The sequence below is a fragment of the Streptomyces sp. CA-288835 genome (assembly GCF_050936385.1).
In the GTDB taxonomy this organism is placed as follows: domain Bacteria; phylum Actinomycetota; class Actinomycetes; order Streptomycetales; family Streptomycetaceae; genus Streptomyces.
The window spans coordinates 364896-385896 of sequence record NZ_JBNJMW010000001.1 but is presented as its reverse complement, the minus strand read 5'-3'; the positions used below and the strand labels follow the sequence as shown (position 1 = coordinate 385896).

20 protein-coding genes and 1 pseudogene are annotated in these 21001 nt (G+C 71.0%); 10 read left to right on the top strand and 11 right to left on the bottom strand.

The window, feature by feature from the left end; genetic code table 11:
* Window positions 1-7: 7 nt before the first annotated feature.
* Window positions 8-331 carry a hypothetical protein gene (locus ACQEVY_RS01875; RefSeq protein WP_432944081.1) on the top strand — a complete coding sequence of 108 codons (324 nt, stop codon included), beginning with the start codon at window positions 8-10 and terminating at the stop codon, window positions 329-331.
* A gap of 94 nt (window positions 332-425) precedes the next feature.
* On the opposite strand, the gene ACQEVY_RS01870 is transcribed toward ACQEVY_RS01875, so the two are convergent.
* From ACQEVY_RS01870 to ACQEVY_RS01835, 8 genes and pseudogenes are all read right to left on the bottom strand, one after another.
* Window positions 426-992, bottom strand: a complete 567-nt coding sequence (locus ACQEVY_RS01870; protein ID WP_432944079.1) for a MarR family winged helix-turn-helix transcriptional regulator — start codon at window positions 990-992, stop codon at window positions 426-428.
* A gap of 5 nt (window positions 993-997) precedes the next feature.
* Window positions 998-2029: a branched-chain amino acid ABC transporter permease gene (locus tag ACQEVY_RS01865; RefSeq protein WP_432944077.1), complete on the bottom strand. Its 1032-nt coding sequence runs from the start codon at window positions 2027-2029 to the stop codon at window positions 998-1000.
* A complete protein-coding gene (locus tag ACQEVY_RS01860) occupies window positions 2026-2898 on the bottom strand; it encodes a branched-chain amino acid ABC transporter permease (RefSeq protein ID WP_432944075.1) in 873 nt (290 codons plus the stop codon). The genes ACQEVY_RS01865 and ACQEVY_RS01860 overlap by 4 nt, the downstream gene beginning before the upstream one ends.
* Complete coding sequence (locus tag ACQEVY_RS01855; protein ID WP_432944073.1) at window positions 2895-3632, bottom strand: ABC transporter ATP-binding protein; 738 nt, start codon at window positions 3630-3632, stop codon at window positions 2895-2897. The genes ACQEVY_RS01860 and ACQEVY_RS01855 overlap by 4 nt, the downstream gene beginning before the upstream one ends.
* The gene (locus tag ACQEVY_RS01850) at window positions 3629-3742 is read right to left on the bottom strand and encodes a hypothetical protein (protein ID WP_432955019.1); all 114 of its coding nucleotides are present in this window, start codon (window positions 3740-3742) and stop codon (window positions 3629-3631) included. Before ACQEVY_RS01850 ends, ACQEVY_RS01855 begins: the two co-directional genes overlap by 4 nt.
* 129 nt (window positions 3743-3871) lie before the next feature.
* A pseudogene (locus ACQEVY_RS01845) lies at window positions 3872-4393 on the bottom strand (ATP-binding cassette domain-containing protein); the annotation flags it as partial.
* A 4-nt stretch (window positions 4394-4397) separates the two neighbouring features.
* Window positions 4398-5726 (bottom strand): ABC transporter substrate-binding protein, encoded by a 1329-nt coding sequence (locus ACQEVY_RS01840; RefSeq protein WP_432944071.1) that lies wholly within the window; start codon window positions 5724-5726, stop codon window positions 4398-4400.
* Between the two features lie 502 nt (window positions 5727-6228).
* A complete protein-coding gene (locus ACQEVY_RS01835; RefSeq protein WP_432944069.1) occupies window positions 6229-7737 on the bottom strand; it encodes a metallophosphoesterase in 1509 nt (502 codons plus the stop codon).
* A gap of 471 nt (window positions 7738-8208) precedes the next feature.
* Between ACQEVY_RS01835 and ACQEVY_RS01830 the strand changes: the two genes are divergently transcribed.
* Window positions 8209-8676 (top strand): phospholipase, encoded by a 468-nt coding sequence (locus ACQEVY_RS01830; RefSeq protein WP_432944067.1) that lies wholly within the window; start codon window positions 8209-8211, stop codon window positions 8674-8676.
* Between the two features lie 140 nt (window positions 8677-8816).
* On the opposite strand, the gene ACQEVY_RS01825 is transcribed toward ACQEVY_RS01830, so the two are convergent.
* Complete coding sequence (locus ACQEVY_RS01825; RefSeq protein WP_432944065.1) at window positions 8817-10037, bottom strand: acyl-CoA dehydrogenase family protein; 1221 nt, start codon at window positions 10035-10037, stop codon at window positions 8817-8819.
* 172 nt (window positions 10038-10209) lie between these two features.
* Between ACQEVY_RS01825 and ACQEVY_RS01820 the strand changes: the two genes are divergently transcribed.
* The 7 genes from ACQEVY_RS01820 (at window position 10210) to ACQEVY_RS01790 (ending at window position 17841) form a co-directional block, all read left to right on the top strand.
* Window positions 10210-11037, top strand: a complete 828-nt coding sequence (locus ACQEVY_RS01820; protein ID WP_432944063.1) for an enoyl-CoA hydratase/isomerase family protein — start codon at window positions 10210-10212, stop codon at window positions 11035-11037.
* Between the two features lie 94 nt (window positions 11038-11131).
* The gene (locus tag ACQEVY_RS01815; RefSeq protein WP_432944061.1) at window positions 11132-11764 is read left to right on the top strand and encodes a hypothetical protein; all 633 of its coding nucleotides are present in this window, start codon (window positions 11132-11134) and stop codon (window positions 11762-11764) included.
* The gene (locus ACQEVY_RS01810) at window positions 11761-14334 is read left to right on the top strand and encodes a putative PEP-binding protein (RefSeq protein ID WP_432944059.1); all 2574 of its coding nucleotides are present in this window, start codon (window positions 11761-11763) and stop codon (window positions 14332-14334) included. The genes ACQEVY_RS01815 and ACQEVY_RS01810 overlap by 4 nt, the downstream gene beginning before the upstream one ends.
* Window positions 14331-15449 (top strand): acyl-CoA dehydrogenase family protein, encoded by a 1119-nt coding sequence (locus ACQEVY_RS01805; protein ID WP_432944057.1) that lies wholly within the window; start codon window positions 14331-14333, stop codon window positions 15447-15449. Before ACQEVY_RS01810 ends, ACQEVY_RS01805 begins: the two co-directional genes overlap by 4 nt.
* Before the next feature lie 81 nt (window positions 15450-15530).
* On the top strand, window positions 15531-15950 hold the full coding sequence (locus ACQEVY_RS01800; protein WP_432944055.1) for a Zn-ribbon domain-containing OB-fold protein: 420 nt from the start codon (window positions 15531-15533) through the stop codon (window positions 15948-15950).
* Window positions 15947-17101, top strand: a complete 1155-nt coding sequence (locus ACQEVY_RS01795; RefSeq protein ID WP_432944053.1) for a thiolase family protein — start codon at window positions 15947-15949, stop codon at window positions 17099-17101. The genes ACQEVY_RS01800 and ACQEVY_RS01795 overlap by 4 nt, the downstream gene beginning before the upstream one ends.
* 35 nt (window positions 17102-17136) lie before the next feature.
* Window positions 17137-17841 carry an SDR family NAD(P)-dependent oxidoreductase gene (locus ACQEVY_RS01790; protein WP_432944051.1) on the top strand — a complete coding sequence of 235 codons (705 nt, stop codon included), beginning with the start codon at window positions 17137-17139 and terminating at the stop codon, window positions 17839-17841.
* Window positions 17842-17861: 20 nt separating this feature from the next.
* On the opposite strand, the gene ACQEVY_RS01785 is transcribed toward ACQEVY_RS01790, so the two are convergent.
* Entirely contained in the window at window positions 17862-18518 is a 657-nt protein-coding gene (locus ACQEVY_RS01785) for a TetR/AcrR family transcriptional regulator (RefSeq protein WP_432944049.1), read from the bottom strand.
* A 141-nt stretch (window positions 18519-18659) separates the two neighbouring features.
* Between ACQEVY_RS01785 and ACQEVY_RS01780 the strand changes: the two genes are divergently transcribed.
* On the top strand, window positions 18660-19271 hold the full coding sequence (locus ACQEVY_RS01780) for a TetR/AcrR family transcriptional regulator (protein ID WP_432944047.1): 612 nt from the start codon (window positions 18660-18662) through the stop codon (window positions 19269-19271).
* Window positions 19272-19303: 32 nt separating this feature from the next.
* Here ACQEVY_RS01780 and ACQEVY_RS01775 read toward each other — a convergent pair whose 3' ends face one another.
* Entirely contained in the window at window positions 19304-20998 is a 1695-nt protein-coding gene (locus tag ACQEVY_RS01775) for a 2-oxo acid dehydrogenase subunit E2 (RefSeq protein ID WP_432944045.1), read from the bottom strand.
* Window positions 20999-21001 lie beyond the last annotated feature (3 nt).

Here is a 21001-nt window from a genome sequence, read left to right as displayed (position 1 = left end):
CACGCACATGTCCGCGCTACCGCACGAGCCGAGCCCGCAGGCCGATTCGGATCCGCAGCGACTCGAACACGCCGAGGGTCCGCAGACGCTCGGCGAGTTGCGCGCGGCGCTCGCGGTGATCAGCCCCGGAGTGTTGACGGCTTTCAATGCCCGGCTGGACGCCGCGACGTTCGGTGAGGAGCACGCCGAGGTCATCGCCAAAGCCCGCCGCACCGTGGCGTTCTCGAACCGCACCGAGGTGACGCCCCTCGCGGACCCCATCGACGAAACGCCCGCGGCGCAGCCGGCCGAGGATCCGTGGGCCCACCTCGACGTGCGGGACAGCTCCTAAGCGCCAGGTCACAGACTGCGCACGTCGTCGGCGACGGCGGGCAGAAGCAACAGGGGCGAACGTGCCCGGGCGGGCGGCCCGGCGATCCCCGTCGTCAGCCGTGCTGCCGCCCCGTCAAGGAGGCGAGCCCGTCCTCCAGGCCCTGGCGGAACGCTGACCGCCGTTCCTCCGGTATGTCGAGCAGCAACCGGTCCTCCAGCTTCTGCACGGCCGGCGCGCACGCCGCCAGCAGTTCCTCCCCCTCCCGCGTCAGCCGGGCCTCCATGATCCGCCGGTTACCCGGGGCATGGGCGCGCTCGATCAGCCCGCGCTCCTCCAGCGCTCGTACCATCTCGTGCATCGTCTGGGGTCTGACGAAGGAGCGGCGGGCCAACTGGGCGGAGGAGAGCCCGCCTCGGTGCTGAAGCACGGTCAGGGCCGTGTACTGGAACGTCGTCAGCCCGTACGGCCGAAGGGCCTCGTCCATGAAGTGACGGATGGCCAGTTCGAGTTGCTTGACGAGATAGATCGTCAGCGGGCCCTTGTGGCCCTCGGGGTCCGGATCGGGCCCCGCACCAGGTGCCGGCCCCGCACCCGGCACCGGCCACGGATCCCGATCGGCTGCCTCCGCCATCGTTCGCACCTCTTGGTCGGTCGCCGGGAGGTCGGGCGAGGTCGTCATCGAGGTCAGACGACCGGTGTCTTCACCCGATAGCCGACAGGTAGTAGTTCCAGATCACGTCGGCGAGCCACGGTACCCCACAGCCCATGGGGCATCCACAGCGTCATCCCGATGGCGAGCGCGCCGAGCCCGATCAGGTACCAGGTGCCTCCGGTGTCCCCGAACCAGTCCTGCACCAGGAAGAACACGATCGCCCCGATGATCGGTCCCTCGAAGGTGCCGAGGCCGCCGATGACCACCATGAAGATCATGTACGCGGACCAGTGGACCCCGAAGATGGAGTCCGGCTGCACCCGCAGGGTGTTGGCGAGGGTGAGTCCACCGGCCGCGGCACCGCCCACCGCCGCCAGGACGAAGACCAGCCGTTTCGCCGAGGTGACCCGTACCCCGACGGATGCCGCCCCCACCGGGTCGTCGCGGATCGCCTCCAGCGAAGCCCCCAGCCTGCTGCGCAGCAGCACGAACACGGCCAGCAGCAGCGCACTCATCAGTGCCAGGGCGAGCCAGTACACCTGAGCCTGCCGCACCGCCGGATCGGTGGCCGACAGATCGGTGAGCGAGCGGCCGGAACCGCCGCCCAGCGAAGGCGTGTTCACCACGACCAGCCGGAAGAACTCCGCGATCGCCCACATGCCGATGGCGAACTGCCCACCGGTGAGCCGGAACGCGAGCAGCGAGGTGGGTACGGCTAGGGCACCCGCGAGCAGGGCCGACAGGACGACCGCGACGAAGGGGTTGACGCCCCGGTCGACGAAGAGGAAGACACCGTACGCGCCGAGGCCGATGAAGCCCTGCTGGCCGACGGAGACAAGACCGGCGTAGCCCGCCAGCGCGTTCCACATGGCCGCGATGATGACGAGGACGAACAGGGTCGTCAGCTTCGCGGTCACCTCAGGGGTGAAGACCAAGGGCGCGAATGCCAGGACGAGCAGCAGGGCAGCCAGAGCACTCGAGGCCGTACGGGAGACGGGGGTCCATCGGTGGATGGTCGAGGGGGCGGTGGCGGTAGCGGGCGCCACCGGTGGTGCGGTGGTCATGTGCGGCTCCTTCTCATGCCGAGCAGTCCCTGTGGACGGAAGGCCAGGACCGCGAGGAACACCGCGTGTCCGGCGATGATGGAGAAGCGGGGATCCACCTGCGCGCCGACCGTCTGGGCGACGCCGAGGACCATGCCTCCGACGAGCGTCCCCCACAGCGAACCGAGCCCTCCGATCACGACGACCTCGAAGGCGAACAGCAGCTGGGTCGGCCCCATGGAGGGGCTGAACGACGACCGCATCGCGAAGAACGCTCCCGCCAGGCCGGCGGTGGCGACGGCGATGGCGGCGGCCCAGGCGTACACCCTGCGGCTGTCGATCCCGACCAGCTCGGCGGTGTCCGCGTCGGCGGCCGTGGCGCGGATCGCCCGGCCGATGCCCGTACGGGCCAGCAGCAGTTGCAGCCCGCCGAGCAGCGCGACTGCCACCGCCACGGTCAGCACACCGAGATACGGGATGCTCACCGACGACCCGAGCTGGAGGCCGTCCGTGGACAGCGAACCGACCTCCAGGGAGCGGGAGTCGGCGCTGAAGATCTCCAGCAGTACGTTCTGCAGCACGATGGCGAGACCGAAGGTGGCCAGCATCGACGACATCCCGCCGGTGCGCAGCGACCTGCTGAGGATGCCCCGCTGCAACGCCACTCCGACCAGGCCCATCACGGGCAGGACCAGCAGTACCGCGAAGAACGGGCTGATGCCGACGGCGGCGGCCAGCACCGCCACCAGGAACGCGCCGAGGACCGCTAGGTCGCCGTGGCTCAGGTTGACGGTCCGCATGACGCCGAACATCAGGGAGAGGCCGCAGGCGAAGAGCGCGTAGACACCGCCGAGCATGACGCCCTGCACGATGGCGTTGATCCAGTTCATGCCGGCTCCTCCTGCACGGTTGCGGCTGCGGCGCGGCTCAGCCCGAAGTACGCCTCGACGACCTGTTCGCGAGTGACGTCGCCGGCGGGTTCGTCCAGGACGACGCGGCCTTCGAGCATGCACAGCACGCGCCGGGACACCCCCAGGGCGCGGCCGAGGTCCTGCTCCACCAGCAGCACCGTCGTACCGCCGGAGAGGATCGTGCCGAGCGAGTCGTAGAGGGTGTCGACCATGACGGGCGCGAGGCCCAGCGAGACCTCGTCGAGCAGCAGCAGCCGGGGGTTGGTCATCAGCGCCCTGCCGATGGCCACGGCCTGCTGCTCACCACCCGACAGGTTGCCGGCCCGCCGCTTCAGCAGCCCGTCGAGCAGCGGGAAGGCGGCCACGACGGCTGCCAGGTCCCACGGTCCGGGGCGCCGTACCCGGGACGCGACCAGCAGGTTCTCCTCCACGGTGAGGTCGGCGAAGAGCCGCCGCCCCTCCGGGACCAGGGCGATCCCGGCCGCGACACGGTCGTGGGCGCGCCGGGCCGTCACATCGACACCGTCCAGGCCGATACGGCCCTCGGCCGGCTGGTGTGCTCCGGCGACGGCCCGCATCAGGGTGGACTTTCCGGCACCGTTGGCCCCGACCACCGCCACGACCTCGCCCTCGTCCACGGCGAAGGAGACATCGCGGACGGCGCGCAGCAGGCCGTGCCGTACTTCGAGATTCTCGACCGTCAGCAGACTCATGCCGCGCTCCCGAGGTAGGCCTCGACGACCCGGGGATCGGACATGACGGCGTCCGGTTCGCCCTCGGCCAGGACCCGGCCCTGCGCGAGACAGACCAGCCGGTCGATCACCCGCAGCAGCGCGTGGATGACGTGCTCGATCCAGACGATGGCGATGCCGTCGGCACGCAACTGCTCGATGGTGGCGATCAGTTCGTCCGTCTCGGCGTCGGTGAGACCGCCGGCGATCTCGTCAAGGAGCAGCACCTGCGGATCGGTCGCCAGCGCCCGCGCCATCTCGAGCCGCTTGCGTTCCAGCAGGGTGAGCGCGGCCGCGGGCCGGTTGGCCTGGCCGAGCATGCCGCAGCGCTCGAGTATGCCGAGCGCGTGCTGCTGCGCGGCCCGACGCCGGTGCGCACCGCCCTGCACCGACGCGACCAGCACGTTCTCGTAGGCCGTCATGCCGGTGAAGGGACGCGGCACCTGATGGGAGCGCCCGATGCCGCTGCGACAACGGCGGTCGACCTTCCAGCGGGTCACGTCCTGCCCCTGGAAGGTGACGCTGCCCTCGGAGGGGGACTGCGCCCCGGAGAGGATGTCGAGCAGGGTCGTCTTTCCGGCGCCGTTCGGGCCGACGATGCCCAGGGCCTCGCCGGGCGCGAGGGTGAGGTCGATGCCTTCGAGGACGACCAGACTGCCGAAGCGCCGGTGAATGCCGTTCGCCGAGAGCACCGGCGGGGCCGGGGCGGCCGCCCCGGCGGCCTCCCCTTTCCCCACGGTCATCGGCTCAGCGGAGGGGCTCAAGTTCGCCTCCCAGCGGGATGTCGCCGAAGCCGCCGTTGTCGACGATCACCGGCTCGACGGCGAACTTGCTGCCCCCCGTTGCCTTGCGCCACTGCGCCATGACCAGCGGCTCCGTGGACACGTTCTTCACCGGCCCGGACGTGAAGTCCAGCGGCCCGGCGACGGTGGTGAGCTTGGCCTTGCCGAGGGCGGCCGCCAGTTCCGTACGGTCCTTGGGGTCGGAGGTCGCCTTCAGCGCGTGGACCGCGACCTCGAAGAGCGCCATGTTGGACCCGATGACCTGGTTCCACTGCTTGCCCGTCGACTTCTCGTAGTCGTCGGCCAGTTGCTTGGCGGTCTGCTCGGTGAGGGTGGAGGTGTACGGGAACTGGGGCGACCACCAGAAGCCGGCGCTGAGGCCGTGTCCGAGCGAGCCGAGCGCCTCGACCTGGGAGGGGAGGAGACCGGTCTTGGCGATGGACGCGATACGCGGCCGATAGCCCTGCTGCCGGGCCTGCTTCCAGAAGGTGGCGAAGTCGGGCGGCAGCGGGAAGGTGTTGAAGATCTCCGCGTCCGCCTTCTTGAACGCCGCTATCTGTGCCGAGTAGTCGTTCGTGCCGTCCTCGTACGCCCCCGGGTCGACGATCCTGAATCCGCTCTTCTTCAGCTGCGGCCCGAGCCCCTGCCGGATCGCCTTGCCGTCGGGGTCGTTGGGCCACATGACGCCGACCCGCCGGTTGGTCTCCACCCCGCCCTTCGTCCACAGGGAGACGTACGCGGCATGGATCTCCGCGACGCCTATGAAGAAGTGGTAGGTGTACGCGAACGGCTTCTCGGGGGTGGCGCCGCGGCCGAAGTACCAGGCCTCCCACGGCACGGCGGTCGACAGACACGGGATCTTGGCCGCCTCGCACGCGTCGGCGACGGGGTTGACCGTCTCCGGGGTCGAGGTGACGAGCATCAGGTCGATCTTCTCGCTGTTGATCAGATCGCTCGCGACCTGCGCGGCCGTCTGCGGATTCGACTGACTGTCGCGGTCGACGATCTCGACCGAGTACTTCTTGCCGCCGATCTTCAGTCCGTCCTTGAAGGTGGCGCGCAGCTTCTTCAGCAGGAACGCGTTCGGCTCGCCGAAGCCCGCGGCCGGGCCCGTGCTGGGCGAGACATAGCCGATCCGGAGCACCGTGTCGGCCTGCGCGGCGGACTCCTTGATGCCGCCACACGCGGTCAGCAGACCGCCTGCGGTGAACAGCCCTGCGGCTCCGGCCGTCCCCCGGATAATGGATCTTCGGGACAAATTGCCGTTCGCGGGTGTGCTGATGGGCGCGCTCATGAATGCCTCCGGGCACTTCGAGGGAGCGGAGCTGAGGGTGGTGAAGCTGCTGAGGAAGCCGGAACGGGCGGCTGAAGCCGCTGGGGGAAGCCGTAGCCGGCAGCAGAAGAGCGGTGGCGGGTTCCTTGTCGTCCCGGTAGGGCCGGGCAACGTACCCGGATATCAGGAACCCTGATGATGGCCATGATGATGCACGCGGCGACGCCGGATGACAAGGGTGTTGCCGAGACATCTCGGACGCACTCCTCGGGGGCCGCCCATCCGGCCCCTCGGGGGAGGGGAGTTGCTGCGACGGCCTTGACGGGGCTTGTTCGCAGGCGTATTTGTTTCTCAGGTTTCCTGACATTCGTCCCGAGTGGACTGCTCTCGACGCATGCCTCGGCTTCGAGCTCTGGGTGCTCGAGACCGCGGACGACTTCGCCGAGCGGGAGAAGTCATGCAAACGGCGCCGGACGAGGAGTCCGACGCCGAGCAGAACGCCTACCTGGGAGGCAAGGGGATGTCAGGGGCCCGCCAGCCCTGTGGCTGCAAGTCGGAGAGGACTGACGCCGGACAGGTCGTGGGCCGTCACGCTGTTGCGGTCGGCGACCGAGCGGCCGAGGGCGTGGTGCGGCCATAGACCCCCGGCCACGCGACGGCTGCGCTCGGTCCATTCGCGGGAGGGTGCGCTGCTGGTCTTGTAGTGGTTGAGCGCGTAGCCGCCGGAGTGGATACGGAGGAGGCAGAAGCCGCCCGGATAGTCCTTGACGGCGCTGACCTCCTGCAGTGTGACGTGCGGGGTCTGCGGCAGGACGGTGCGCTTGTTGCGGTGGGTGTGGCCGGCGTGGTGGAGGAAAACACCGGGCGCGGCGGCATAGGCCTCCAGGATGGCGCGGGCCTGGCGGCGGCCGAGGCGCTGACCGCGGGCCACCGGGAAGGCGGAGTCCCGTACGGTCAGCGGATGGTGGCCGAACACGATCGTGGGCTGCTCTCTGTGCTCCCTCAACCGGGCCCGGAACCAGGACAGTTGCTCGGCACCGAGCCCACCCGCGTCCGCGCCGTTGCCGCGCTTCTCGTAGGTGTCGAGCCCGATGATCCGCAGCCCGCCGAGGTCGCGGGCGAAGTACGCGGGCCCTTCGCCGCCGAGGAAACCGTCGCGGAAGGCGTCACCGTCGCCGTCATGGCGGGGCCGGTCGTGGTTTCCGCGTACGACGAAGTAGTCCTGCCCATGGCTGCCGAAGCCGTCCAGGATCCGCTTGGCCTCGGCCAGGTCGTGCAGCGCGCCGCCGGCCGAGATGTCCCCCGCGGCCAGCAGCAGGTCCGCTCCGCGCCGCCGGGCCTCCTCCACCAGGGCGCGGCTCATGATCTCCGGATACGGAGCGAGCCCCGGCTCCTGCGCCACACCGCGCATCAGCGGTACGCCGGTCATGAGGCCGGATGTGGTCTCCCCGATGTGGAGGTCGTTGCAGAGCGCGATCGACAGCAGATGCCGTCCCGGCGGGGGCTGCGGTGTGGTGAAGGAGTACGTGCCTCCGCTCCAGCCGAGCCCGTAGAGGTTGGTGCCGACGGCGTTCCCGCGGACCAGGTGCAGGGGTGTGGGTTTGGCGGCCCGGCCCCGCGAGCGGGCCTGGTAGTAGTACGTCTGCCCCGGCTCCAGGCCCGTGAGCTCCACCTGGTGGTGTGCGGTGGGCCGGTCCTCCGCCGCGCTGCGGTCCAGCCGGGAGGGGTGGGTGCCGTAGACGACCTCGCCCTCCGTGACGGCGGGGAGCATGTGGCCAAGCCCGTCGTCGGTGCCGGGTATCCCCGTGTACCAGGTGATGATGGCGCGGTCCTCGGTCAGGGTGACCAGTTCCAGGTTGACGGCCGCCAGGGTGTCGGGGTGGTGACGGCGGTTCTTGTACGCGGAGCCGTGCAGCGCGCCGGCGGCGGCCCGCAGCAGAGCGGGGGCGAAGAGGGCACCGGACCGTAGAACTTCACAGGGGGAGGGCAGGGCCGACAGGGCCGCGAGGGGAGCGGAGAAACAGCAGCGCATGACTGAGTATGTGCCCGCGCGCGGTGAACGCCGACCGTGGTGCCGGGGGCGGAGCCGGGTATGGGGTGCGACATCTCCGCCCGGATGCCGACTTGTTGGATCTTTCTCCGAGCTTTGCGCTTGGTGCGCGCAGACTCAACAGCGTTGCGAAGCAGGGGTTTTGACGGGACCCGGAGAGTGCGTCCCTCGCGCGGACGTGGAGCGGGGCACCGGCGAGTTGGCCGCGCCGCTCACCGGGACGTGTTTTTCGCCACCATCCCAATGCCGATGTGGTGGATCACGGTGGAGCGTTGAGTGCGACGACGTTTCCGTGTCCGGATCTGCCTTCCGGTTCACGCTCTGCTCGCCTGCCATGTCTGAGAGTTAACGGCGCATTAGGGCACATGCGGTGTGAAGCACTCTTTTGGTGCCGATCATCTTGTCATGAACCTGCGATCCGATGGGCGGATCGCAGCCTCATGGAGGTGTGGGATGCACCGCAGACTCGCTACCGGTCTTGCCGCTTCAACCCTGGCCCTCTTCACCGTCGTAGGCACCGCCAAAGTCGCCGTCGCCGCCCCCGCCGACAAGCCCCAGGTCCTCGCGAAGTGGACCCAGACCAGCGCGTCGAGCTACAACCTCTGGGCGGCCGCCCGTGCGAACCGGACGGCCTGGGCCGCGTACCGGTTCAACTGGTCCACCGACTACTGCTCCTCCTCGCCGGACAACCCGTTCGGCTTCCCCTTCGCCCTCTCCTGCGCCCGGCACGACTTCGGCTACCGCAATCACAAGGCCGCCGGCACCTTCAGCGCCAACAAGTCGCGTCTCGACAGTGCCTTCCACGAGGACCTCAAGCGCGTCTGCGCCAGATACACCGGCGGGTCCAAGAACGCCTGCAACAGCACGGCCTGGACCTACTACCAGGCCGTCAAGACCTTCGGTGGCAAGGCTTTCGGCTGAGAGGCCGTCGATCGAATCGGGAGGTACGGCGCCGCTTGCGCGGCGTCGTACAACACGCGCCCCGGGGCCGGCGGAGTGGCCGGCCGTCAATTCCCGGAATCCAGCACCGCCGGAGCCACCCGGTCACGAGTCGGCCCCGGTCACGAGCCGGCAGCGGCCTCCGGGCGTGGTTGCCGATAGGGCTTCACCGCGCGGCGGGCGATGGCGAAGCGGTGCGTCTCCGACGGGCCGTCGTAGATCCGGAACGGCCGCACCTCCCTGAGCAGGCGCGCCAGTGGGGCGTCGGCGGCCGAGATGCCGAGTGCTCCGCAGATCTGCACCGCCCGGTCGACGACCCGGTTCACGGCCTCCGCCACGAACGTCTTGGACACCGACGTGAGTTGCGCGGCGGCGGCAGAGCCGGTGTCCAACTCCCAAGCGGTGCGTAGGATCAGGGCGCGGCTCGCCTCGATGTCGATCTCGGAGTCGGCCAGCATCTGCTGCACCATGCCGAGGTCCCCCAGCACGGAGCCGAACGCCATCCGAGTGCCCGCCCGCTCCAGAGCGACGCCCTGGGCGCGACGGGCGGCTCCCAGCCAGCGCATGCAGTGGGTCATACGGGCAGGGCCGAGCCGGACCTGGGCGTTCTCGAAGCCGCGGTCCACGGCTCCGAGCACCCGGTCCTCGCTCACCACGCAGTCCTCGAAGGCGAGTTCGCTGTGTCCGGCGAAGATGCTCTCGTCCAGGGTCTCGATGTCCCGGACGACGCGCATGCCCGGGGTGTCGGCGTCGACCAGGAACATGGTGGCGCCGCCCGGGTCACCGGGGCTGCCGGAGGTGCGGGCCATGACGATCGCGAAGCCGGCGCCATGGGCCCCGCTGATGAACCACTTGCGCCCGTCGATGCGCCACCCGCCGGGGACCCGCGTCGCGGTGGTCCGCAGGGAACGGGGGTCGGCGCCCGCGCCCGGAGCCGGTTCGGTCATCGCGAAGCAGGACCGCACCTCGCCCGCGGCGAGCGGCCGCAGGAAGCGGTCCTTCTGCTCCTCCGTTGCCACCTTCTCCAGCAGATGCATGTTGCCCTCGTCCGGAGCCGCGATGTTGAGCGCTAGGGGCCCCAGCAGCGAGTACCCGGCGGCTTCGAACACCACCGCCTGTCCGCGCAGGTCGAGCCCGTGCCCGCCCCACCGTGCCGGCATATGCGGCGCGAACACGCCTGCCTCGCGGGCACCTTTCTGCAGGGTCTCGCGCAGGGCCTCCGGAGCGTCGTGCACCGAACCGCCGCACTCGCGCTCGGCCGGGATGACCACCTCGCGTACGAACTCCGCGGTGGCCGCGGCGAGTCGGGCGACAGGTGGATCGACATCGAACTGGATGGGCACGGTTCCTCCCGCCGGCGGGCTACGGGCATCGGTGCCCGTCGCGTTCTAGAAACTGTACAGCGTCTTCAGTATCTTGCTGCGTGGCGCTCGACGTGAGGAGCGTTGGATCTGAGGAGCGCTTGATCTGGGGAGCACTCGGCCCGGCGGTCCTCGACGACGGAAGAAGACCCCTATGAGCACCCAGCCGGTCCGTGTCGTCCGTCATCCCGACGGAGTCGTCGAGCTGAGGCTGGAGGACCCCGGGAGAGGCAACGCCCTGGACCTCCCGACGGCCGAGGCGCTGCGGGACGCGACCGCCGAGGTGGCCGCCGATCCGGGCGGCGCGGTTCTGCTGCGGGCGGCGGGCGCCGCCTTCTGTGTGGGCGGTGACCTGCGCGCCTTCGCCGGCCGGGGCGAGGGCACGGGCGCCTATGTGCACGCCGTGGCGACCGCCGCACACGCCGCGGTGCGGACTCTGTACGAGCTGCCCGTGCCCGTGGTGACCGCCGTGCGAGGCGCCGCCGCAGGCGGCGGAATCGGTCTCGCCCTGGTCGGCGACATCGTCCTGGCCGCACGGTCGGCGCGCTTCCGGCTGGCGTACACGGCGATGGGGCTCACCCCGGACTGCGGGGCGACCTGGCTCCTGCCGCGCCTGGTGGGCCCCCGTCTGGCGACGGACCTGGTCCTCACCAACCGGGTCCTCACGGGCGACGAGGCCGAGCTGCTCGGCCTGGTCTCCCGGGTCGTCGAGGGAGGCGAAGTGGACGAGGCCGCGTACCGGACCGCCGCCGAACTGGCAGGTGGGGCGGGTGAGGCGCTGCGTGCCGCGAAGCGCCTGCTGCGGGACGAGGGTGCGGGGGAGGGGCTGAGCCGTCATCTCGACGAGGAGGCGCGGCTGATCGCCGGCCTGGCGGGGAGCGACGAGGCGCAGGCGCGGATGACCGCGTTCCTGGCCCCACGGGTCCGTGCACGGGTGCGCAGCGGCCAGTCCGCGCCAGGCAGTCCGGAAAGTGTTTCTTGATTCCCTCTTCACTAACCACTCCGTCGGAGCGTAACCTCCGGGCAACACAGATCTGAGGAACCGGGCGCGACAGCACCGGGGAAATGGTGTGGCGATGCAATCTGCTGCCGTGGGCCGGACGGACGCTCTCGACGAGAACCTCACCGAAGCCGTGGTCGACCTCGTTCTGCGTGGGATGTGGCGCGGCAGGCCCGAGGCGGACCACCGCCCGCTGGTCGACGCCGGACTGGCCATGGTGAAGGGCCCGATGGTGCTGCCGACCGAGCCCGCCAGGGCAGCCGCGGCGCAGCTCCTGCGGGTCGCCGCCGGTTCCGAACAGGAGCAGCGGATCACCGCCGCCTACGAGGCCTTCCTGCCCGTCAACAGGACGCTCCGCGAAGTGTGCACGGCCTGGCAGTGCCGGCCCGACGGCACGGTCAACGACCACAGCGACAGCGTCTACGACGCCGGGGTGCGCGAGTCACTGGAAGACGTGCACGAGGCCATCCAGCCCGTACTGCGCAGGCTAGACGGGCTCCCGTCGGGCAGCGGGAGTTATGTCACGGCGCTGGAGGAAGCCCTCGACCGCTTCGACGACGGCGCGGTGGAGTGGCTGGCCTCGCCCCTGTGCGACTCGTACCACACCGTTTGGATGCGGCTGCACCAGGAGCTGCTGCTGGTTCTGGGCATCAGCCGGGCGCAGGACGAGGCGCTCGAAGAGGAACTGGTCACCAGGAGCCGGGGTTGAGCATCACCGACCGCCACTCCGGCGTACCCACACAGGCGCACCCCCCTAGCCACGCCCTGGTGCCCTACGGCCAGGGACGGATCCGGGGGCTGGACGCCGGTGAACTGGGCACGCACGGCATCGCCATGGACCGGCTGGTGGCTCTCGGGCTCCCGGTGGTGCCCGGACTGACGGTGCCGGCCGGCTCGGCCGCGTCGCTGTGCGAGCCGGGTACCGCCCGCACCGCCCTGGAACTCGTGGAACAACTGACGGGACGGCGGATCGGCGATCGGAGCAGGCCGCTGCTGCTGCGTCTGTCGGCGAGCGCGTCGACCGAGGTCGCCGGGCTGCCGCCGGACCTCGCCTGCATCGGTATCACCCCGGCCGACGCCGATGGCATCCGTGCCGTCATCGGCCGCGACGACGTGCTGTACGAGGTATGGGCGGCCACCGTCCGGATGATCGCGGAGTACGCCCTTGACGTGCCCGCACCGGAGCTCGACGACGCATCGCTCGACGCCCCTGATCCTAGGGCCCGCGTCGACGCACTGCTCTCGACGGTCGCCCGGCATGCCGAGCGGCCGTACCCCGACGATCCGGCCGAGCAGCTCGCGCTGGCCGCTCGGGCGGTGCTGGGGCGGTGGGCCTCACCCCGGGCCAGGCGGTCCCGCAAAGCCCAGCGGCTCCCCGCGGAGTTGGGCATCGCACTGCATGTCCAGGCCGTGCGCATCGGGCCATGGGACCACTCCGGCTTCGGCACGGCGGTCAGCCGGCACCCCGACAGCGGCCGCTTCTCGCCGCAGGGCTCCTTCTTCCGGGGCGTACGCCGCAGCGCGCCGCCCCCGCGCACGGGCGAGCCGCTGGAGAAGCTGGGCGGGAGTTCCGCGCTGCTCGAGCACTCGCTGCTCACCCTCGAACGTCATCTGCACGCCCCGGTCACCGTCGACTTCGAGGTGCGCGACAGCGAGATCTCGCTGCTGGCCGCCTCGGCGCAGAGCCGCCCGCCGCTCCGTGCGGCGGTGTGCCTCGCCGCGGACCTGGCCGGGGACGGAGCACTCGACCGGGAAGAGGCCGTACGCCGGATCAGCCCCGCGCAGGTACAGGAACTGCTGCACCCCCAGCTCCGGCTGACCGGCGGCGAGCAGCTCCTGGTGAAGGGACTGCCCGCCTCCCCGGGGGCGGCGACCGGCGCGATCGTCCTCTCCAGCGAACGTGCCCTCGAATTGGCCGCGGACGGCAGGCAGGTCGTGCTCGTGGCCCATGAGACGACTCCGGCCGACGTGCCCGGAATGCTGGCCGCGGTCGCTGTACTGACCGGCAGCGGCGGTATCGCCTCGCACGCCGCCGTGGTGGCGCGGGGCGCGGGCAAGCCCGCCGTGTGCGGCGCCGAGGGACTGCGCGCCGACCGGGCCGCCGGCACCGTACGGATCGGGGACCGGGTGCTGCGCGAGGGCGATCCCGTCTCGCTGGACGGCCGTACCGGAGCCGTCTACGAGGGGACGCTGAGCGTCAGCGTCGCCGGACCGCCGCCCGAACTGTCCACCCTGCTGGAGTGGGCGGACGGCATGCGCCGGCTGGGCGTACGGGCCAACGCCGACACCGCCGCGGAGGTGACCACCGCCGTCGCCCTGGGCGCGGAGGGCGTGGGGCTGTGCCGTACGGAGCACCAGTTCCTCGGCGACCGGCTGCCGCTGATCCGTCGGGTGATCCTGGCCGCCGACGCCGCGGCTCGCGACGAGGCGCTGTCGGCACTGGAACAGGCCCAGCACGAGGACTTCAAGGCCCTGTTGACCGCGGTCGGGGACCGGCCGGTGACCGTACGCCTGCTGGACGCCCCGCTGCACGAGTTCCTGCCCGCTGCCGGAGAGGCTCAGGACGCCGCTGAGGAACAGCGGGCCGCCGCGCTGCGCGAGGCGAACCCGATGCTCGGTCTGCGCGGCGTACGCCTGGCCCTGCTCCACGAGAGGCTCTATCCGGCGCAGGCCGAGGCGCTCTTCACCGCCTGGGCCGATGTCGCCGCCACCGGAGTCCACCCCCAGCTCGAGGTGATGATCCCGCTCGTCAGCCTGCCGGAGGAACTGGCCGCCGCGGCCGCGTACGTACGGGGCGCCGCCGACGCGGTCGCCGCCCGGACCGGCGTGGAGGTCCCGTACCGGCTCGGCACGATGATCGAGACACCGCGGGCCGCGCTGCTGGCCGGGGAACTCGCCGAACACGCCGAGTTCTTCTCCTTCGGCACCAACGACCTCACCCAGCTCACCTACGGGTTCTCCCGGGACGACGTCGAGCGCCAGGTGCTCGCCTCGTACCAGGAACGCGGGTTCCTGACGGCCAGCCCGTTCGCCCGGCTAGATCCGCACGGGGTGGGCGCGTTGATCGCCCTGGCGGTGGAGCGGGCACGGAGCGTACGCCCGGACATCAAGCTGGGCGTGTGCGGTGAGCACGGCGGCGACCCGGAGTCCATCGCCTTCTGCGACGAGCTGGGCCTCGACTACGTCTCTTGCTCCGCGCACCGCGTGCCGGTCGCCCGGATGGCGGCGGCCCACAGTGCCGTGCGGGAGCAGCGCGACGAGAGCGGGAGCGCACGATGACGAGCACCGTGACCGACGGCACGGCCCTGTCGGACGCCGAACTGGACGACCTTCGCGAGACCGTACGGTCGGTGTGCGCCGACGCGGGCGGTACCGCCGCGGTGCGCCGGCTGTCCGAGCAATCCCCGGGCATCGACGCCAAGTTGTGGGACACCCTCGGCGGGCAGGTCGGCCTCGCAGCCCTCGGTCTGCCCGAGGCGGCCGGCGGCATCGGCGGCCTAGCCGAGATCGCCGCGGTCTGCGAGGAGTTGGGCCGGACTCTGACGCCGGTGCCCCTGCTGTCCTCAACTGTGCTAGCCGGGCAGGTCCTGGCAGGCTGTGGCACGGCCGACCGGGCACTGGCGGAGCTGGCCGAGGGCAAGGTGCACGCCCTGGCGGTGGCCGCGCCCGACGGTGTGTGGCGGCCGGACGCCGTGCCGGTGGCCGTCACCTGGCGAGGCGGCGTCCCGCTCCTCGACGGCACCGTTCCCTTCGTATTGGACGGTGCCGACGCCGAAGCCCTGGTTGTCGCCGCGGCCGGGGTCGACGGCCTGGACCTCTTCCTCGCCGACCCGCGCGAGCCCGGGGTTACGGTCCGCCGAGTGCCCACCCTGGACCTCAGCCGCGGACAGGCGGTGGTCTCCTTCTCCGGCGCCCGTGCCCGGCCCCTGACCGCCGGGGGAGAGGGAGCGGACATCGTGAGCCGCGCCCTGGATGTGGCCCTGGTGGCCCTGGCCGCCGAGCAACTCGGCGGTGCGCAGGCCGCGTTGGACATGACGGTGGCCCATGTGCGCGACCGCACACAGTTCGGCAGGGCCATCGGTGGCTTCCAGGCGATCAAGCACACCTGTGCCGACATGCTGCTCCAGGTCGAGGCCGCGCGGTCCGCGGTGGTGCGTGCCGTGCGAGCGGCCGACTCGTCCGAGTCGCTGGCCGAGGCGGCGGCGGTGGCGCAGGCATGGTGCGGCGAGGCGTTCGTGTTCGTGGCCGCCGAGTGCGTCCAACTGCACGGCGGCATGGGCTTCACCTGGGAGCACGACGCGCACCTGTACTTCCGGCGCGCCCAGTCCGACGCCGTCCTGCTGGGCGGCGCCGCACATCACCGGGAACGGCTGGCCGGACTGCTGGGCTGGTGACTTCACCCGCGGTCACCGCACCACCGCACGACGACCGTGCAGAGAACCGCACGACGACCGTGCAGAAAAGGGCAGGACGGCATGATCAGCAGACTCATCGACGAGGGCCTGTTCGAGAGCGCGAATCCACCACGCCTCACAGGCGCGCGCTGCTCCGGCTGCGCCACCGTGGTCTTCCCCCGGCAGGACTCGTGCCCCAAGTGCTCGGACGGAGCCATGTCCGCGCACGTGCTGCCGGTGAGCGGGCGGGTGTGGTCGTGGACGCTGCAGGCGTTCCAGCCCAAGTCGCCGTACCGGCCGCCGGCCGGGGGCTATCGCCCGTATCACGTGGGTTATGTCGACCTCGGTGAGGTGCTGGTCGAGGCGCGGCTGGAGGTTCCCCGCGCCGAGATACGGATCGGGCTGCCGGTCCGGCTCACCATGGTGACCGCGTACCACGACGAGGACGGGACCGAGGTTCTGACCTTCGCGTTCCGCGCAGACGGGCATGGGGAGCGATGAGCCGGAGCGACGAGGTCTATGTCGTCGGCTGCGGCATGCATCCCTTCGGCCGCGACGAGACCGTCACCGGGATGGACATGGCGGAGCGTGCGGTACGTGAGGCCCTGGCCGACGCCGGTGTCGCCTGGGAGGACATCGGTTACGCGGCGGGCGGTTCCGACGTGTCCGGTAAGCCCGACACACTGGTCGGCCGTCTGGGCCTGACCGGTGTGCCGTTCGCCAACGTGCAGAACGGCTGCGCCACCGGTGCCTCGACGGTGCTCGCCGTGGCCAACGCACTGCGCGCCGGCGAGGCCTCGCTCGGACTGGCCGTGGGCTTCGACAAGCACGAGCGGGGCGCCTTCAACGTCTCCGCGGCACGCTACGGACTGCCCGACTGGTACGCCGAGACCGGCATGATGCTGACCACCCAGTTCTTCGCCCTGAAGACACAGAGGTACCTGCACGAGCACGGGATCTCGGAGCGGGCGCTGGCGAGAGTGGCCGCGCGGGCCTTCCGCAACGGCTCCCAGCACCCCCTGGCCTGGCGGCGCAAGGAGCTGACGGAGGAGGAGATCCTCAACTCCGCCGAGGTCAGTCCGCCCCTCACCCAGTACATGTTCTGCTCGCCGGGGCAGGGCGCGGCGGCTCTGGTGCTGGCGCTCGGCGACCGCGCCTTCGACCTGTGCGAACGCCCCGTAAAACTGGCGTCGTTGGCCTTCAGGACCAGACGGTTCGGCTCATTCGAGGTGTTCTCGCCCTGGCTGCCGCCCGGCCCGCACCGCAGCCCGAGCGTCGACGCCGCGGAGGCTGCCTTCCGCACGGCGGGGCTGCGGCCCGCAGACGTACAGGTCGCCCAACTGCAGGACACCGACAGCGGATCGGAACTGATCCACCTGGCGGAAACCGGACTGTGCGGCCACGGCGAGCAGGAGGAACTCCTCTCCGGCGGGGACACCGACCCCACGGGCCGGATCCCGGTCAACACCGACGGCGGCTGCCTGGCCGGTGGCGAACCCGTCGGCGCCTCGGGGCTGCGCCAGTTCCATGAGGTCGTACGGCAGTTGCAGGGCCGGGCGCCGGGTGTGCAGGTGCCGGGTGCTCCCCGGGTCGGCTTCACCCATGTGTACGGGGCGCCCGGGATCAGCGCCTGCTCGGTGCTGACGGTCTGACATCGGCGCCGACGGTTTGAGAGGGCAGGCACACCATGGAGCACGGCAACAGAACCGCACTGGTCACCGGCGGAGCGCGCGGGCTGGGAACGGAGATCTGCCGTCAACTGGCCAACCAAGGGCTACGAGTCCTGGTGGCCGCCAGGAAGCGGGAGGCAGCCGAGGAGGCCTGCCGCGGTATCGGTCCTGCGGCGGTGCCGCTGGCCCTGGATGTGACCTCCGCCGCGAGCGTCACCGAAGCGGTACGCGAAGCTCAGGGGCGTTACGGCACGATCGACGTCCTCGTCAACAATGCCGGGGTCAGCGTTGACGCTTCGCGGACAGCCCTGGAACTCGACGAGGACACGCTGCGCACCACGCTGGACACCAATCTGGTGGGCGCCTGGCGGCTGGCCGAGGCCATCGTGCCGGGCATGGCACGGGGCGGCTACGGACGGGTCGTCAACGTCACCAGCTCATACGGCTCCCTTGCCCTGATGGACTCCGGCCGCCGCCCGGCCTACCGGATTTCCAAGACCGCGCTCAACGCCCTGACCCGTATGCTCGCGGCCGAACTGGCGGGCACAGGCGTCCTGGTCAACGCCGCCGACCCCGGCTGGACCCGCAGCGGCATGGGCGGTTCCGCCGCCCCGCGCGGTCCGGAGGAGGGGGCGGACACCCCGGTCTGGCTGGCAACCCTCCCCGAGGGCGACGGGACGACGGGCGGGCTGTTCGCCGACCGCAAGCCCCTGCCCTGGTGAACTGGACCTGGTGAACCCCCTCAGCTGGAAGCCGCGGCCGGCTTCTGCTCGGCGGTGACGATGCGCAGCGCCAGCGACCTGACCGCCTCCTGCACGGACCGCGAGGGCAACTGGGACAGCGGCCCGCCTTCCGCTCGCAGCGCGGTGACCAGGATGGTCGTACTGATCAGCGTGCGGACCGCGAGTGCCTGTGCCGCGTGACGTGACTTGGCCGCCCGGGGACTGCGCGTGGTGCTCTCCGGCAGGTAGTCGTACGCCCGCTGGATGTGCCGTTGCTCGAACTCGTCCCGCAACACCTTGACGTTGCCGTTGGCCGAGGCGATCTGCACCTGGTACAGCCGGGCCTCCTCCGGGTTCTGCTCCACCCAGTCCCAGACCGCGTCGATGACCCGCAGCAGACCTTCCGCACTACCGGGTTCGGACTCCGGGCGGGCCGCCTCCACCACCGCGTTCAGCTGGTCGAAGACGCGCCGCATGGAGAGTTCGAGCAGCTCTTCCTTGCCGTCGAAGTGGTAGTAAACGGCCGTGGGTACCACCTGGGCCTCGTCGGCGATGTCCTGGATGCTGGTCTCCGCGAATCCGTTGCGGCCGAAGACCCGTACGGCGGCGGTGATGATGTGCTGCCGTCGCGAGGGGCGGTGGGCGGGCTGCTTGCCGTTCTGCGTGGTGGCCATCATGCTCCCTGGCGGCTGCCGCGACCCGCGTCTGTGTGGGCCCTGTTCACTGACCATGCTATCCAGTAACTCCGGCAGGTCGATGGCGTAATTCCTGCTGCGCGTGTGCCGTCAGAGTACGAAGATCCCGGCATACTTGACACCATGACGACATCCGGAGCCCGCGCCGCGCACCGTCCTTCGCGCAAGCAGTGGGTGATCGAAGCGGCCACGGAGCTGTTCGCCACCCAGTCGCCGGACGAGGTGACGGTGGCCGACATCGCCGCTCGTGCGGAGATGACCTCGGCAGCGGTCTACTACCACTTCTCCTCCAAGGACAAGGTGCTGGTGGAGGGGATGCGGGTGTTCGCCACGGCGCTGCGCGAAGAGCTGCATGCGCTCACGGAGGCCCACGAGCCCGGCTCGCCCGTCGGACCGACCGTCACCGCTCTGGTGGCCTGGCTGGGCGAACACCGGTCCGCCGCCACCGTCTTCTTCACGTCCTCGGCCGGCATGAGCCAGGAGGCGGAGGCGCTGCGCCAGGAGAGCCGTACGCAGTTGCTGGAGGAACTGGTACGGCTGACCCGCAAGGCCCGTGAGTCGGTCTCCGACGCGGAGGCGGCCGTCATCGCCCTGGGCCTGCTGTCGCTGCTGGAGACCGCGGCGACCTCGCAGGTCCGCGGGGACGACGTCTACCGCTCGCTCGGACACCGCTCCTTCGTCCGCGAGGTCGGCCGCCTCGCCGAGCGGATCGCCGACCCGGCGGCGGCCGAATAGCCCTCGACCCAGTATCAGCTCTCCGCCCAGGATCAGACCAACAGCCGGAGCGGCTTGCGCAGCAACTCACCGACCGTGCGCAGATACTCGGCTGCCGGCGCCCCGTCGACGGCACGGTGGTCGAAGGTGAGGCTCAGGGTCAGCACCTGCGTCCGCAGCGGCCGGTCGTCCACCCACTCGACACCGTCCCTGAGCCTGCCCACGCCGAGGATGGCGACATTGCCCGGGTTGATCACGGGGGTGAAGAAGTCGACGCCGTATCCGCCCAGCGAGGTGACGACGAAGGTGGCGCCTTCCAACTGGGCCGGAGAGATTCGCCCCTCGCGCGCGGCCACGGCCAGGATTCGCGACCGGCGGGCGATCTCGGGCAGCGGCAACTCCACCGCGTCCTCGATCACGGGGACCATCAGGCCGCCCGGCACGGCCACCGCGAAGCCGAGGTGGATGTCGCCGAGCAGATGGATGCCGTCATCCCGCACCGTCGCGTTGAGCAGCGGGTGTTCGCGCAGGGCCAGTGCGGCGGCCTTGAGCAGGAAGTCGTTGAGGCTGGGGACGGGCAGGTCGCTGTCGGCCCATTCCTGCTTGAGCTGGGCCCGCAAGGACACGACGGCGTCCATCCGCACCTCGTAACCGTGCGTCAGCTGCGCCATCTCCTGGAGGCTGGCGTGCATCCGGCGGGCGATGGTGCCGCGCATTCCGGTCAGGGGGAGGACGTCTCCCGGTTGGGGTACTGCCTTCGGACGTACGGGCGCGGGTGCGGGTGCCGGGGGCACGGCGTCGAGGTCCGACCTGCGGATCTTGCCGCCCGGACCGGTGCCGTTCACTCCTGAGAGATCGATGCCCCGCTCCTTCGCCAGCCGGCGGACCAGGGGCGAGACAGGGGTGACCGCGTCGCCGTGCAGGGCAGCGGCGGACGGCACCTGTGCCACCGGCGCGGCGGCAGCGGCGGCGAGGAAGTCCTCCACGTCCTCGGAGACGATCCGGCCTCCGGGCCCGGTGCCGCGTACGGCGGTGATGTCCACGCCGGCCTCGGCCGCCACCCGACGGGCGTTCGGCGAGGCGAGCAGTCGACCTCCGTGACCGACGGAGGCCGCGCTGCCATTGAGAGATGGCGCGGCGGAGCCATAGCCGCCGTGACCGGACGCTGCCGCGCCGGTGCCATTGAGCGCCGGGGCCACGGAAGTGCCGCCGCCATCGAATGCCGACGCCGCGGAGCCAATGCCGCCGTGACCGGACGCTGCCGCGCCGGTGCCATTGAGCGCCGGGGCCACGGAAGTGCCGCCGCCATCGAATGCCGACGCCGCGGAGCCAATGCCGCCGTGACCGGACGCTGCCGCGCCGCTGCCACTGAGTGCCGGGGCAACGGAAGTCCCGCCGCCATCGAATGCCGGCGCCGCGGAGACAGCGCCCACGGCCACGGACTGCGCAGCCGTACCACCGGACCCGGATCCGGAAGCCATCGGCGAACCCCCCGGCTCCGGCAGCTTCTCTCCCTCGGCCAGCAGCCAGCCGATGAGTTCCCCGGCCGGGACGGTCGCCCCGGCGGGGACCACGGGGTGGAACAGTCCACCAGCCTCCGCTTCGACGTCCACGTCGACCTTGTCGGTGGCCAGCCGCAGCAGGGCGTCGCCCTCCGAGACAGCGGTGCCGGTGGGCACGAGCCACTCGTCGATCGTGCCTTCCTGCATGGTCAGGCCGATCTTCGGCAGCAGAACCTCGACCGCCACTTC

Excerpts from the sequence above, each read along its gene's own strand:
- ACQEVY_RS01875 (WP_432944081.1), top strand. The coding sequence starts at position 8 with ATGTCCGCGCTACCGCACGAGCCGAGCCCGCAGGCCGATTCGGATCCG.
- ACQEVY_RS01870 (WP_432944079.1), bottom strand. The coding sequence starts at position 992 with ATGACGACCTCGCCCGACCTCCCGGCGACCGACCAAGAGGTGCGAACG.
- ACQEVY_RS01865 (WP_432944077.1), bottom strand. The coding sequence starts at position 2,029 with ATGACCACCGCACCACCGGTGGCGCCCGCTACCGCCACCGCCCCCTCG.
- ACQEVY_RS01860 (WP_432944075.1), bottom strand. The coding sequence starts at position 2,898 with ATGAACTGGATCAACGCCATCGTGCAGGGCGTCATGCTCGGCGGTGTC.
- ACQEVY_RS01855 (WP_432944073.1), bottom strand. The coding sequence starts at position 3,632 with ATGAGTCTGCTGACGGTCGAGAATCTCGAAGTACGGCACGGCCTGCTG.
- ACQEVY_RS01840 (WP_432944071.1), bottom strand. The coding sequence starts at position 5,726 with ATGAGCGCGCCCATCAGCACACCCGCGAACGGCAATTTGTCCCGAAGA.
- ACQEVY_RS01835 (WP_432944069.1), bottom strand. The coding sequence starts at position 7,737 with ATGCGCTGCTGTTTCTCCGCTCCCCTCGCGGCCCTGTCGGCCCTGCCC.
- ACQEVY_RS01830 (WP_432944067.1), top strand. The coding sequence starts at position 8,209 with ATGCACCGCAGACTCGCTACCGGTCTTGCCGCTTCAACCCTGGCCCTC.
- ACQEVY_RS01820 (WP_432944063.1), top strand. The coding sequence starts at position 10,210 with ATGAGCACCCAGCCGGTCCGTGTCGTCCGTCATCCCGACGGAGTCGTC.
- ACQEVY_RS01815 (WP_432944061.1), top strand. The coding sequence starts at position 11,132 with ATGCAATCTGCTGCCGTGGGCCGGACGGACGCTCTCGACGAGAACCTC.
- ACQEVY_RS01805 (WP_432944057.1), top strand. The coding sequence starts at position 14,331 with ATGACGAGCACCGTGACCGACGGCACGGCCCTGTCGGACGCCGAACTG.
- ACQEVY_RS01800 (WP_432944055.1), top strand. The coding sequence starts at position 15,531 with ATGATCAGCAGACTCATCGACGAGGGCCTGTTCGAGAGCGCGAATCCA.
- ACQEVY_RS01795 (WP_432944053.1), top strand. The coding sequence starts at position 15,947 with ATGAGCCGGAGCGACGAGGTCTATGTCGTCGGCTGCGGCATGCATCCC.
- ACQEVY_RS01790 (WP_432944051.1), top strand. The coding sequence starts at position 17,137 with ATGGAGCACGGCAACAGAACCGCACTGGTCACCGGCGGAGCGCGCGGG.
- ACQEVY_RS01785 (WP_432944049.1), bottom strand. The coding sequence starts at position 18,518 with ATGATGGCCACCACGCAGAACGGCAAGCAGCCCGCCCACCGCCCCTCG.
- ACQEVY_RS01780 (WP_432944047.1), top strand. The coding sequence starts at position 18,660 with ATGACGACATCCGGAGCCCGCGCCGCGCACCGTCCTTCGCGCAAGCAG.